This is a genomic window from Lentzea sp. NPDC037011 (assembly GCF_055607425.1).
On record NZ_JBVJRT010000008.1, the window covers coordinates 185,600 to 198,267 of the forward strand.

12 protein-coding genes are annotated in these 12,668 nt (G+C 71.2%); 7 read left to right on the plus strand and 5 right to left on the minus strand.

Annotated features, from left to right (window positions below):
• Position 1: 1 nt before the first annotated feature.
• Complete coding sequence (locus ACZ7CH_RS25690) at positions 2 to 1,009, minus strand: Gfo/Idh/MocA family protein (RefSeq protein WP_360395261.1); 1,008 nt, start codon at positions 1,007 to 1,009, stop codon at positions 2 to 4.
• A gap of 188 nt (positions 1,010 to 1,197) precedes the next feature.
• Here ACZ7CH_RS25690 and ACZ7CH_RS25695 point away from each other — a divergent pair, with 188 nt between their 5' ends.
• Entirely contained in the window at positions 1,198 to 2,484 is a 1,287-nt protein-coding gene (locus ACZ7CH_RS25695) for a bifunctional o-acetylhomoserine/o-acetylserine sulfhydrylase (protein ID WP_360395262.1), read from the plus strand.
• Complete coding sequence (gene metX, locus ACZ7CH_RS25700; RefSeq protein WP_360395264.1) at positions 2,484 to 3,494, plus strand: homoserine O-acetyltransferase MetX; 1,011 nt, start codon at positions 2,484 to 2,486, stop codon at positions 3,492 to 3,494. Before ACZ7CH_RS25695 ends, metX begins: the two co-directional genes overlap by 1 nt.
• On the opposite strand, the gene ACZ7CH_RS25705 is transcribed toward metX, so the two are convergent.
• A complete protein-coding gene (locus ACZ7CH_RS25705; protein ID WP_360395265.1) occupies positions 3,457 to 4,143 on the minus strand; it encodes a TioE family transcriptional regulator in 687 nt (228 codons plus the stop codon). The two genes, metX and ACZ7CH_RS25705, sit on opposite strands and share 38 nt — an antisense overlap.
• A 79-nt stretch (positions 4,144 to 4,222) precedes the next feature.
• Between ACZ7CH_RS25705 and ACZ7CH_RS25710 the strand changes: the two genes are divergently transcribed.
• Complete coding sequence (locus ACZ7CH_RS25710; protein WP_470375109.1) at positions 4,223 to 5,329, plus strand: erythromycin esterase family protein; 1,107 nt, start codon at positions 4,223 to 4,225, stop codon at positions 5,327 to 5,329.
• Here the strand turns inward: ACZ7CH_RS25710 and ACZ7CH_RS25715 are convergent.
• Positions 5,301 to 5,807 carry a hypothetical protein gene (locus ACZ7CH_RS25715; protein ID WP_360395269.1) on the minus strand — a complete coding sequence of 169 codons (507 nt, stop codon included), beginning with the start codon at positions 5,805 to 5,807 and terminating at the stop codon, positions 5,301 to 5,303. The two genes, ACZ7CH_RS25710 and ACZ7CH_RS25715, sit on opposite strands and share 29 nt — an antisense overlap.
• Positions 5,808 to 5,926: 119 nt before the next feature.
• On the opposite strand from ACZ7CH_RS25715, the gene ACZ7CH_RS25720 reads away from it, so the two are divergent.
• The 3 genes from ACZ7CH_RS25720 (at position 5,927) to ACZ7CH_RS25730 (ending at position 8,462) form a co-directional block, all read left to right on the plus strand.
• Complete coding sequence (locus ACZ7CH_RS25720) at positions 5,927 to 7,045, plus strand: sensor histidine kinase (RefSeq protein WP_360395270.1); 1,119 nt, start codon at positions 5,927 to 5,929, stop codon at positions 7,043 to 7,045.
• Positions 7,042 to 7,695 (plus strand): response regulator transcription factor, encoded by a 654-nt coding sequence (locus tag ACZ7CH_RS25725; protein ID WP_360395272.1) that lies wholly within the window; start codon positions 7,042 to 7,044, stop codon positions 7,693 to 7,695. The genes ACZ7CH_RS25720 and ACZ7CH_RS25725 overlap by 4 nt, the downstream gene beginning before the upstream one ends.
• A gap of 62 nt (positions 7,696 to 7,757) precedes the next feature.
• The gene (locus ACZ7CH_RS25730; RefSeq protein ID WP_360395274.1) at positions 7,758 to 8,462 is read left to right on the plus strand and encodes an alpha/beta hydrolase; all 705 of its coding nucleotides are present in this window, start codon (positions 7,758 to 7,760) and stop codon (positions 8,460 to 8,462) included.
• A gap of 438 nt (positions 8,463 to 8,900) precedes the next feature.
• Here the strand turns inward: ACZ7CH_RS25730 and ACZ7CH_RS25735 are convergent, their stop codons facing one another.
• Together ACZ7CH_RS25735 and ACZ7CH_RS25740 are read right to left on the minus strand one after the other, a co-directional pair.
• On the minus strand, positions 8,901 to 10,907 hold the full coding sequence (locus ACZ7CH_RS25735; protein ID WP_470375110.1) for a phospholipase A2: 2,007 nt from the start codon (positions 10,905 to 10,907) through the stop codon (positions 8,901 to 8,903).
• A gap of 190 nt (positions 10,908 to 11,097) precedes the next feature.
• On the minus strand, positions 11,098 to 11,670 hold the full coding sequence (locus ACZ7CH_RS25740) for an SACE_7040 family transcriptional regulator (RefSeq protein ID WP_360395277.1): 573 nt from the start codon (positions 11,668 to 11,670) through the stop codon (positions 11,098 to 11,100).
• Between the two features lie 162 nt (positions 11,671 to 11,832).
• On the opposite strand from ACZ7CH_RS25740, the gene ACZ7CH_RS25745 reads away from it, so the two are divergent.
• Complete coding sequence (locus tag ACZ7CH_RS25745) at positions 11,833 to 12,618, plus strand: SGNH/GDSL hydrolase family protein (RefSeq protein ID WP_360395279.1); 786 nt, start codon at positions 11,833 to 11,835, stop codon at positions 12,616 to 12,618.
• Positions 12,619 to 12,668: the final 50 nt, after the last annotated feature.

Genomic DNA, 12,668 nt, shown 5'->3' on the forward strand with positions numbered 1-12,668 from the left:
CTCAGAGGCGGACCGAGGTGCCCGTCGCCGCCGACTGCTTTGCGGCCTCGATGACCTCCAGGCCCGTCACGGCGTCCAGCGGCGACACGGGAGCGGTGCCGGCTGCGACGGCCGCGTAGAAGTCCTGGTACGCGCCGGGCTCCGTGCGGTGCGGGGTGCCGCCGAGCGTGCCCCACGCGGACTCCGGTTCCTCGCCCCAGCCGGGGCCGCCGGGGGTCTCGCCCGCCTTCAGGCGGTCCTCCTGGGGGTCCATGCCGTGCTTCACGTACGCGGCGTCGTGGCCGAGGACGCGGAAGCGCGGGCCGAGGTCCGCGGCGAGTGCGCTCATCCAGAGGTGCGAGTGGACGCCGCCCTCGTGGGTCAGTGCGAGGAACACGTCGTCGTCGGTGCGCGCGCCGGGGCGGACGGTCGCGATCTCCGCGTGGACCGAGGACGGGCGGCCGAACAGGGCCACGGACTGGTCGATCAGGTGGGTGCCCAGGTCGAAGAGGATGGAGCCGAGGTCGGCGGGGTCGCCAGACTCCTTCCAGGACGACTTGACCTCCGGGCGGTAGCGCTCGAAGCGCGACTCGAAGCGGTGCACCTTGCCGAGGGCGTCGGTGGCCAGCAGGGACTGGACGGTGCGGAAGTCGCCGTCCCAGCGGCGGTTGTGGAACGGGACCAGCAGCAGGCCGCGGGCCGCCGCGATGGAGGCCAGGGCGCGGGCCTCTGCCGCCGAGGCGGCGAAGGGCTTGTCGACGACCACGTTCAGGCCGTGGTCGAGGACCTGGCGGGCGTGGGTCGCGTGGAAGCGGTTCGGGGTGGTGATGACGACCAGGTCGAAGCCGCCGGACCACACCTCGTCGAGGGAGGACAGCACGCGGGTGGAGGGGTAGCGGGAGCGCACCTCGGACTGGCGGCGGGGGTTGGCGGTGACCACGGCCGAGAGCTCGAGACCGGGGGTCGTCGAGATGAACGGGGCGTGGAAGGCGGCCCCACCGAGTCCGTAGCCGACCAGAGCTGTGCGCATGTGATCAGAGTAAGCGGTCCCACCTGGTGGACGGGGTGTCCCTGCGGCTGTTCGGCCCCCTACGGTTTGCAACCATGACCGTGCTGCTCGTGAGCCGACGCCACGTGGACTACGTGCGCGTCACCAGCATGGCCTGTCGCAGCTCCCGTTGATCCCGACCCCCGTCAACACTCTTTCGGAGCACAGCCATGTCCTGGTCCTTTGAGACGACGCAGATCCACGCGGGCGCAGCGCCCGACCCGGCGACCGGTGCGCGCGCCACGCCGATCTACCAGACCACCTCCTACGTCTTCCGGGACACGCAGCACGGGGCGGACCTGTTCGCACTCGCTGAGCCCGGCAACATCTACACGCGCATCAACAACCCCACGCAGGACGTGCTGGAGCAGCGCGTCGCCGCGCTCGAAGGCGGGGTCGCGGCCGTCGCGTTCGCCTCGGGGCAGGCCGCGGAGACCGCCGCCATCCTCAACCTCGCCAAGGCCGGCGACCACCTCGTGTCCAGCGCGTCGCTCTACGGCGGCACGTACAACCTGTTCCGCTACACGCTGCCCAAGCTGGGCATCGAGGTGTCGTTCGTGCAGGACCCGGACGACCTCGACGAGTGGCGGGCGAAGGTCCAGCCGAACACCAAGCTGCTGTTCGGCGAGTCGCTGGCCAACCCGCGCAGCCACGTGCTCGACATCGAGGGCGTCGCCGCGGTCGCGCACGAGAACGGCATCCCGCTCGTCGTCGACAACACGGTGCCCACGCCGTACCTGCTCAAGCCGCTGGAGCACGGCGCCGACATCGTCGTCCACTCCGCGACCAAGTACCTGGGCGGGCACGGCACGGCCATCGCCGGCGTCGTGGTCGACGGCGGGAAGTTCGAGTACGGGCCGGAGAAGTTCCCCGACTTCCACGAGCCGGACCCCAGCTACCACGGTCTGCGGTACTGGCCGGCGCTCGGGCACGGCGCGTTCGCGGCGAAGCTGCGGGTGCAGGGGCTGCGCGACACCGGAGCGGCCATCGCCCCGCTGACGAGCTTCCTGGTGATCCAGGGAATCGAGACGCTGTCGCTGCGGGTCGAGCGGCACGTCCAGAACGCGCAAGCGCTTGCCGAGTGGCTGGAGGGGCGCGACGAGGTGGCGAAGGTTCACTACGCGGGCCTGCCGTCGTCGCCGTTCCACGCCAACGCGCAGAAGTACCTGCCCGGGGGTGCCGGTGCGGTGGTGAGCTTCGAGCTGCGCGGCGGCGTCGAGGCGGGCCGGGCGTTCGTGGACGGGACGTCGTTGTTCAGCCAGCTGGTCAACATCGGTGACGTGCGGTCGCTGATCGTGCACCCGGCCTCCACGACGCACAGCCAGCTCACGCCGGAGGAGCAGCTCGTCGCGGGCGTCACGCCGGGGCTGGTGCGGCTGAGCGTCGGCCTGGAGGGCCTGGAGGACCTCAAGGCCGACCTGGAGGCGGGCTTCACCGCGGCGAAGTCCGAGTTGTAGTGGGCGGCTGGCGCTTCGGCGACCCGAACGGGCGGCGGAAGTGGTTCAGCCACACCGAACCGTTCGCCGGGTTGCCGGGTTTCCAGCTCGCGTACGAGACGTGGGGGACCTTGAACGCGGAGGCCTCCAACGCGGTGCTCGTGCTCCACGCCCTCACCGGTGACAGCCACGTCGCCGGGGGCGTGGAGCCGGGTCACCCCACGCCGGGCTGGTGGGACGCGCTCGTCGGTCCCGGGCCGCTGGACGGGTGCTTCGTGGTGGCGCCCAACGTGCTCGGCGGGTGCCAGGGCAGCACCGGGCCGTGGCAGCACCCGGTGTTCCCCTCGCTCACCATCCGCGACCAGGTCGCGGCGGAGGTGCTCCTGGCCGACGACCTGGGCATCGAGCGGTGGGCCGCGGTGCTCGGCGGGTCGATGGGCGGCATGCGGGCGGTCGAGTGGGCCGTGAGCGAGCCGGAGCGGGTGGAGTCGCTGCTCCTGCTGGCCACGACGGCGGCCGCGTCCGCGGAGCAGATCGCGCTCGCGTCGGCGCAGCTGCACGCGATCAGGGCCGACCCGCTGGAAGGTCTCGGTGTGGCACGGCGGATCGCGCACATCAGCTACCGCAGCGAGCAGGAGCTGCAGGCGCGGTTCGGCCGGCAGGTGCAGGAGGACGGCCGGTTCGAGGTCGAGTCCTATTTGGACCACCACGCGGCCAAGCTCGCCCGGCGGTTCGACGCCGCCAGCTACGTCACGCTCACCGAGGCGATGAACTCGCACGACGTGGGCCGCGACCGCGGTGGTGTGCGGGCCGCGCTGCGCAGGGTGACGGCGCGGACGCTGGTGGCCGGAGTGGACTCCGACCGGCTGTACCCGTTGGGGCAGCAGCAGGAGCTGGCGGCGGGCATCCCCGGCGCCGACGACCTGCGGGTGATCACCTCGCCGTACGGGCACGACGCGTTCCTGATCGAGAGCGAGCAGGTCGGGGCGCTGGTCAGCGAGCTGCTGCCCGCGCACTCAGGTAGTCGTTGAGCCGCGCGGAGGCGGCGAGCACCGCCAGCCCCCGCGCGGTCAGCCTGCGCCGCCAGTCGGCCAGCGCGGCGGTCAGCGTCTCGGTGCCGCCCGCCGTGCGGACCTGCTGCACCACCACCGCGATCCGCGCCAGCGGGTAGCCGCCGCGGCGCAGCAGGTGCGCCAGCTCGGCGTCGCGGACGTCGGCGGCGGAGAACACCCGGTAGCCGGTCGCCGCGCGTTCGGGTGCGAGGACACCCGCCTCCTCCCACGCCCGCAGCGTCGCCGGGGTGACGCCGAGCCGGCGCGCGAGCTCGCCAATCGAGTGCGGCACCACGACCGGTTCCACCTCGGTCAGGTCGGCGACCGCGCGGCTCACCGAGTCGAGCGTCTCGCGGTCGCGCAGCAGCCGGTGGTGGCCGCGGTCGATGGTCACCAGCATGTCTTCGACGGACCCGGCGTGCACCGCGTTCATGATCTGCCCCGCCACCGCGTGCCCGAACGCGGGTATCAGCGCGATGAACGCCCTCAACGCCGACGCGTGCACCTCGGTGTAGACGCGGTAACCGGACTCGGTGCGGTCGGCGGCCGGGATGAACCCGTCCCGCTCGTAGTTGCGCACTGCCTGCGTCGACAGGCCGTGTTCACGTGCTAGGTCGGCTGGACGCACGGTTGAGACTTTAACGCCTGCCTACAGCGACTATGGCGGAAAAGTCTCAACGGAGGTTTCAAAGATACGATTGAGCCACATGAGCCAGGACATCCGCGAGTTCCTCCACCCCTTCACCGAGCTCCTCGCCTTCGGCGAACCGACCCACCTCGAACACGCCCACACGTGGATCCGCAACGAGCTGTTCGAGCAGCTGGCCGCCGCGGGCTTCCACTCGATCGCGCTGGAGACCTGCCGGGTCAGGGGCCTGCTGGTCGACGACTACGTCAAGGGCGGCCCCGGTGACCTCGACACGGTGCTGGAGGAGGGCTTCAGCCACCGCTTCGGCCAGTGGCCCGCCAACCGCGAGCTGGTCGCCTGGATGCGCGAGTACAACCGGGACCGGCCGGCCGCCGAGCAGCTCGCGTTCCACGGCGCCGACTTCCAGACCGAGACCACCAGCGCGCCCAGCCCGCGCCCGTACCTCGAACACGCCCGCGACTACCTCGGCCTCGACGTCGACCTGAGCACCGACGACGAGAAGTGGAGCCGCGACGAGGCCGTCCTGGACGTGACGAAGTCACCCGGACAGTCCGAAGAGGCCGTCCGGTTCCGCGCGATCGGGCAGGAGATGCTTGCGCGGTTGCACGCCCGGCCGCGCGACGAGAGCTGGGAGCGGGCGGAGACCCACCTGAGCGCCGCGCTGAGCCTCCTGCGCTACCACCGGGAGTGCGCGGAGCCGAACCCGCTCGGCGTGCGCCTGAACCGCCTCTGCCAGCTGCGCGACGGCGTGATGGCCCGCAACCTGCTGGAGATCCGCCGGATCGAGGCGAGCCGCGGGCCGACGTTCGTGTTCATGCACAACGCCCACCTGCAACGCACGAACAGCTCGATGGAGATGGGCGGCGAGCGCATCGAGTGGTCCTCCGCCGGCGCGCTCGTCGCCCCGATCCTCGGCGACCAGTACACGGTCATCGCGGGCACCCTCGGCCGCAACGACAGCTTCGGGCTCGGTGAACCGGACGAAGGCACCTTCGAAGGGTCTCTGCAGGACCGTTTCACCACCTGGGGGCTCGCTGAGAAGCCGACCGGGACCGTGCGCACCGACACGAAGCTGGAGATGGGCTACTTCCCCGTCGACCAGCACCTGCTCGACGGGGTGGACGCCGTGCTGCACGTCAGGGCTGGTCGTCCAGTGACGCGGTGATCCAGGTCGCGACGGGCAGGTCGCGCGTCTCGCACTCGATCGCCAGCTTCAACGTCCACCGCAGGGCTTGCAGCACCACGGTCGCGAGCTCCTGCGGCTGGCCGTTGGCCAGGGCGATCTCGATCTGCTCGGAGGCCGCGTCCTGGTCGCCGTGCACCTCGGCCAGCAACGCGCGGATGGCCGTGCGGACCGGCGGGTCGGCGTCGTCGATCTGGACCTCACGGCCCTCCTCGTCGAAGACCTGCATCTTCACCGGTGTCGCGCCGCCGGAGCCGAGCGAACCGACCATCGAGCTGCACTCGGCGAACAGCAGCAGCACGAGCTCGCGGATCTCCTCGTTGCCCTCGGGCGACCCGCTGAGATAGCCGGTCACGAGGTCCACCGCCACAGCGTCCTCACCGGCCCTGGCAGCCGCCAGCGCCTCGCCGGCCACGGCGGTCAGCCGCGCCCAGCGATCCGGGTCCTGTGGTGGTCTCACAGGTACTGCCTACCGGCGGCTCAACACAATCGCAATGCCCCATCTTGATCAGAGTGCTACCGGGGTATGTCACTCCGCAGGTCAATGTGCGGATGAGGGCGTGCACCTAGTCTCGGGTGGTGTTCCGCACGTTGTACTGGACCCTGCTGGGCGTCGACCGCACCCGCGTGCTCGAACGGGCACTGGGGCGGTTCCGCAAGCCGTTCCACGCCGCGCTGCTGGTCTACGCGCTGGTGTTCGCCATCGTCGGCTCCGCCCGGTTCGTCTCGCTGCAAGATCCGGACGGCTGGTGGCCGGCCCTGTTCGCGTCGGTGTTCCTGCCGTACGTGCTGCTGATCTGGTCGCCGCTCTACGCCTGGCGGGTGGCCGCCCTCGCGCTGTACCCGGTCGCCTCGCTGATCAGCTGGACCGGTGTCGCGGACTTCCAGTACTGGACCCTGCTGCCGCTGGTGGCGGGCGTGGCCGCGTTCTACTCGGGCGGGGTCACCCTGACCGCCACCGTGCTCACCATGGCGGTGGTCGGCTTCTCCGAGTCGCAGCACCACGACGCGATCATGGCCGTGCCGGTCATCACCGGCGTGATCTACCTGTTCGGCGCGCGCGGCCGGGTCGAGCGCGAGCTGGAGGAACAACGCGGCGAGAAGGCGGCGCTGGAGGAACGCGCGCGCATCGCGAGGGAGATGCACGACGTCGTGGCGCACCACATGTCGATGGTGGTCGTCCGGTGCGAGACCGCGCCCTACCGCCTGCCGGGGCTGAACGAGGCCGCGCAGAAGGAGTTCGAGGAGGTCGGGCAGGCCGCGCGGGAGGCCATCACCGACATGCAACGGCTGCTGGGCGTGCTCAGGGCGAACGGCGAGACGCCGGCGAAGGAGCCGCAGCCGGGCATCAGCCGCATCCCCGAGCTGGCACGGCCCGGTGACGAGGCCGAGGTCGACGTGGACGACGTGCCGGAGGCGGTCGGGCTGACCGCGTACCGGATCGTGCAGGAGGCGCTCACGAACGCGACCAGGCACGCGCCCGGTTCGAAGGCGTCCGTGCACGTCCACAAGAGAGATGGCCAGCTGGACGTGCTGGTGCGCAACACCGCGGGTGGACCGTCCAGGGGCGGTGGCAGCGGTCAGGGCCTGATAGGCATGCACGAGCGTGTGGCGGTGCATGGCGGCACGTTGACCGTGAAGTCGACCGAGGACGGCGGCTTCCTGGTTCGGGCGCGGATTCCGTTGGGGGACAAGTGATCAGGGTGGTCGTGGTGGACGACCAGGAGATGGTGCGCGAGGGGTTCTCCGCGCTGCTCGACGCTCAGGAGGACATCGAGGTGATCGGCTCGGCGGGCAACGGCGTGGAGGGCGTCGCGCTGGCCCGCCGCACGGAACCGGACGTCGTGCTGATGGACATCCGCATGCCCGAGATGGACGGTCTGCACGCCACCCGGCTCCTGATCGACGGCGGCAGCGAGTCCAAAGTGCTCGTGCTGACCACGTTCGACCTCGACGACTACGTGTACGAGGCGTTGCAGTCCGGTGCGAGCGGGTTCCTGCTCAAGCACGCGCCCGCCCGTGAGCTGCTGAACGCCGTGCGCGTCGTGGCCGCCGGTGAGGCGCTGCTGGCGCCCTCGATCACGAAACGCCTGATCGAGGACTTCGTGAAGGCCCGCCGCAGCGAACGCGTCCGGCCTGCGCAGCTCGCGGCGCTCACCGAGCGCGAGACCGAGATCCTCGTGCTGGTCGCGCAGGGCCTGTCCAACGCCGAGATCGCCGCGAACCTCGTGCTGGCCGAGCAGACGGTCAAGACGCACGTGAGCCGGGTGCTCACGAAACTCGGTCTGCGCGACCGGGCGCAGGCGGTCATCGCGGCCTACGAGAGCGGGCTCGTGGTACCGGGGTAGCACCGGAGAACAGCACGTCAGCGTGATGATCACGGGCGGGTCGCCTCCCTAGCTTTCCGGTCATGCGCCGAACCCTGCTGGTCCTCGTGCTGATCGTGCTGCCGTCCGTCGCGCCGTCGATGGGCGAGTGGCGCTCCGACGCCGCACGCCGGGTCGCCGTCGTCGGCGACCTGAGCACCGCCCGCGACGTCGTGGTCATCGTTCCGGGGTCCGACGTGGACGTCGACCGGTTCGACCGAACCGTCGGCAAGAACGCCACCGACCTGTACGAGGCCGTGGGCCGCGACGACCTCGCGGTGATCGCCTGGCTCGGCTACGCGACGCCGCAGGGCCTCGGCGTGGACGCGGCGACCGGCCGGCTCGCCAGAGCGGGTGCGGCGGCACTCGTCGACTTCGTGCGCGCGTTGCAGACCAACGCGCGCATCCGCATCTTCGGCCACAGCTACGGCTCGGTGGTCGTCGCACTCGCGGCACCCGAGCTCGACGTCGCCGACATCGTGTTCAACGGCAGCCCCGGCGTGCGGGCGGCGTCGGTCGCCGACCTGCGGACGAAGGCCAAGGTGTGGGCGCTGCGCAACGCCGGTGACTGGGCGCGGTTCATCCCCGGCCTGCGGCTGTTCGACCTCGGGCACGGCACCGACCCGGTGTCGGCCCGCTTCGGCGCCACCGTGCTGCGGTTCCCCGGCGGCACCCACGCGAGCTACTACGAACCGGGCACCGACACGCTGGCCGCGCTGGCCCGCATCGCCGTGGGGGAGCAGCCGTGACCAGGAACGTCCTCGTGGGCACCGCGTTGTGCGCGGTCGTGGCGGGCCATTGGCTCACGACCACCCTGGTCGACACGCCGGCCGGGATGGTGCCGGGCCCGCAGCGGCCGTTCTGGTTCGGCCTGGTGCTGAACGCCTTGGTGCTGCCGGTGGTCGTGGCCGGTGCGGCCGTGCCGGTGCGGCGGCTGGTGGGGCAGGTGCTGGTGCTGCTCGGCTGCTGGGCGGCCGTCCTCTTCGGACTCGTGCTGCGCGGGGTCGACCAGGGCACCGCCTGCAACGTCGCCGTCCTGGTGGTGGAGCCGCTGTGGTTCGTCGGTGCCTACCTGGTCGTGAAACCGTTGCTGCGCAGGCAGGTTCCGCGTGATGACTGGCTGAGCCGCACCGCGCTCGGCGTCCTGCTGGTGCACCAGAGCGCGCTCGTCACGGTGTCGCTGGTGTTCAGCGCGTGGGGGCCGCTGCCGGGACTGCAGCAGGAACCAGGTCCGGGCTGGGTGTGGCAGCGGCTGCTGTGGCTGCCGGTGTGCGCGGCCGTGACCTGGGGATGGCTGCGAGCACTGCGCACCCGATCGCCACGGCGTGCAGCACCACGACCTGCGGCGCCGGCTGCAACGCCAGCAGTGGTGGCACACACGCCAGTGCCGTGAGCAGCCACGGCAACCGGGTGTCGCAGCTGCCGGTGCGGGCGGTGTAGATCAGGTACCAGCCGAGCAGCAGGTGCAGGACGTTCTGCAGCGGGTCGACCGGCAGCAGCACCAGCACCCCGGCGCCGAGGAACCCGGCCACGACGAACCCGAGCACCCCGAGTGTCCCGAAGCTCACGCCCAGCGCCGTGGCGAGCCGGGTCCGGTGCGACTCGTGCGCGAGCCGCGGGAACCGGACCCCCTTGCGCTCGAACCGGTGGAACAGCAACGTCAGCGGCAGCAACAGCCCCGCGAACCAGCTCGGCGCCGCCGTGAGGCCGAGCAGTCCCACGACCGCGCCGACCCCGGCCAGGTACGCCAGGTAGACGGTCATCGGCGCCCGCCGCGCGAAGCTCACGACGTGCCAGGCCCGGCCCTCGAGCCACGCCGACACGTGCCCGCGGGCCAGCAGCGCGAGGCAGACCTGCGCGACCCCGAGCACCAGCGTCGACCGCGGGTAGTCGCTGAAGAACACCAGCGCCGGCAGGGTGACCGCGCCCAGCGCCGCGAGCACCTTGCGCGGGATGCGCTGCACCGTGCCGTCGGCGTAGAAGAACCCGGCCTGCTGCATCAGCAGCGCGCCGACGACCAGGTTCGCGTACCCGCCGGTCCGCCAGTCCGTGGACGTGCGCGCGACCTCGACCGCCAGCGTGAGCAGCGCGAGGACGACCGGCGTGGCGCGGCGGTGGTGGCGGTGCAGCCAGGCCGCGGCCGGTGTCGCCGCCACCGCGAGCAGGTAGACCCCGAGGAACCACAACGGGTGCGTGATCAGCCGGCTGTACGCGTCGACCCGGACGTCCAGCAGGTTCAGCGCGGTGAACAGCACCACCCACAGCAGCACGAACCCGAGCACCGGCCGCAGCAGCCACGACGTCCGGCTCGACACCCAGCACCCGAACCCGCCCTGGTGGGCCTGCCAGCTGCGCAGGTTCGCGTGCCCGCCCGCGAAGAAGAACAACGGCACCGCCTGCAACGCCCACAGCCACGACGTGCCGGAACCGCGCAGATGTGCCACCGTGGCAACGGTTTCGCCGAGCACCAGCAACGCGAGGCTGAACAACCGCAGGAACGTCGCGTACCGGTCCTGCTCGACGCGGGTGGTGACCGCGACCTCCTCGCGGCGTGGCCGGTGCAGCCGGGCCAGCAGCAGGAACACCACGACCGCGCTGCCGAACGCCCACGCCACGACCGGTTCGTGCCCCGGTGGTCCCCAGCGCTGCCGCCACGAGTTGAACTGCAGCCCCAGCGCGTAGGTCTCGGCGACCGCGTGGCAGGTGTGCCGGGCCCCGCGCGGGTTCAGCTCGCACTGCAGGTGCAGGTCCGCCGCGAGCCGGTCGTCGAGCCCCCTGCGGGCCTGCGGTCCCAGCGCGTGGCCCTTGCGTTCGGCGTACCGCAGCAGGTCGTAGCCCATGTCGTGCGCACGGCAGGCGACGCTGAAGTCCCACTCCGTGTCACCGGCCGGCCCGGAGCACCCGCCGACGACGTCGACCACGCGCAACGTCCCGTCCGGCGCCCGCACGGTCTTGGGGTCGCGCACGATCTCCGCCGCGAAGTCGGCGGGCAGGTCGAGCTGCGGGTCGTGGGTCGCCGACGGCGTGGTGAACGCCTGCACCGCCTTGGCCGCCGCCAGCACGTCACCGCTGGGTGTGCCGTTGTCGCCGGTCGCGGGGCGTGACGCGACCACCCCCACGACGAACACGGCGAGGGTGATCACCGTGAACCGGAACCAGACCGGGAGGCGGAGGAGGAGCTGACGGGCACCCATGGTCGCGCCAGGTTACGGAACGGTCTCGGCTGATCGCCAGTCCGCCACCCACCGACAACTAGCCGTCTTCACCCACACGTGCCCCACCAGCCTCACTTTTGCGCACGCGGGGAGCTTTCGTACTCCAGGAAAGGACGAAAGGCCCCCGCGTGCGGAAAGCAAGGGGGTGGGGGTGACTCTCGGTGAGGGGTCAGGAGGAGACCGCGGCTGGGGTGAGCGAGGCGAGGGCCATGCGCGTCAGCAGGGCCGCCATCTGGTCGCGGTCGAGGTGAGCGCTGTGCGGCGTCGAGTTGATCAGCCCGAACACCGCGTGCGCCGCGGCTCGCGCGGTCGGTTCGTCGAACTCCGGCACGGTTCGGCGGATCGTCTCCACCCACACCTCGACGTAGCGGCGCTGCAGGGCGCGCACCCGCCGGCGGTCCGGGTCGGTGAGGTTGGCGAGGTTGCGCATCTGCACGGTGATGAGCGCCGGGTCGTCGAGCGCGAAGTCGACGTGCCAGCCGACCAGCTCGCGCAACGCCTCGTCGGCGTCCGACGCCGCGTCGACCCGCGATTGACCGCCGTCGAGCAGGCGTTCCGAGATCGACGTCAGCATCTCGCCGAGCATCGCGTCCTTGCTGCGGAAGTGCCGGTACAGCGCGGGCCCGGAGATGCCGACCGCCGCGCCGATGTCGTCGATGCCCACGCCGTGGAAGCCGTGCCGCGCGAACAGTTCCGCGGCGGCGGTGAGGATCTGGTCCCGACGTGAGGGTTTCTCGGCCACGCCGGAAGGTTAGCAGTCGTTCACTTTCAGCCTGATGGGTGAAATTTTCGCAGCCGCAAGTCCCAGTCGTTGACTATTGACCAATGCTTCACACGGGTCTTACTCGTAAGTAACCATGGCCGTGCACTGCATCACACCCTGCGGCCCCTTCGGGAGTCTTCGATGCGTCCTGCTCACCTCATCGCCTCGGTGGTCACCGCCGCCGCGGCAGTCATCGCGCTCGCGAACCCCGCGAGCGCCGCCGCCGTCAACTACGTGGCGCTCGGCGACTCCTACGCCTCCGGCCTCGGCACCGGCAGCTACGACGGCACGAGCGGCAGCTGCAAGCGCGGCCCGCTCGCCTATCCGGCACTGTGGGCCGCCGCGACAGCACCGGCGTCGTTCCGCTCGGTGGCCTGCTCCGGCGCCCGGACGGGCGACGTCATCACCCAGGCGGCGGCCGTCACCTCGGCCACCAACCTGGTCACCGTGCAGGTCGGCGGCAACGACGCCGGCTTCACCGATGTCATCACCACCTGCACGTTCGGCTCCGACAACGACTGCATCAACCGGGTGAACACGGCCAAGGCCTACGCCGCGAACACGCTTCCCGGCCTGCTCACCAACGTCTACGGCACCATCCGCTCGAAGTCCCCGTCCGCGCGCGTCGTCGTCCTCGGCTACCCGCGCATGTACAAGGTGCCCGGCACCTGCAACGTCGGCCTGAGCGACACCAAGCGCGCCGCCATCAACTCCGGTTCCGACGCGCTGCACGCGACGATCAGCGCACGGGCCGCCGCGGCCGGGTTCAGCTACGTCGACGTGCGCGGGGCGTTCACCGGGCACGAGATCTGCTCGTCGAGCTGGTGGCTCAACAGCCTGAGCTGGCCGGTCGAGGAGTCCTACCACCCGAACCGGGCCGGTCACGCGAGCGGATACCTGCCCGCTCTGCGGTCGGTCATCGGCTGACGGAGTTCCGGTGCGTGGGAGTGTCGTAAGAGCACCTTGACCTGCGACCT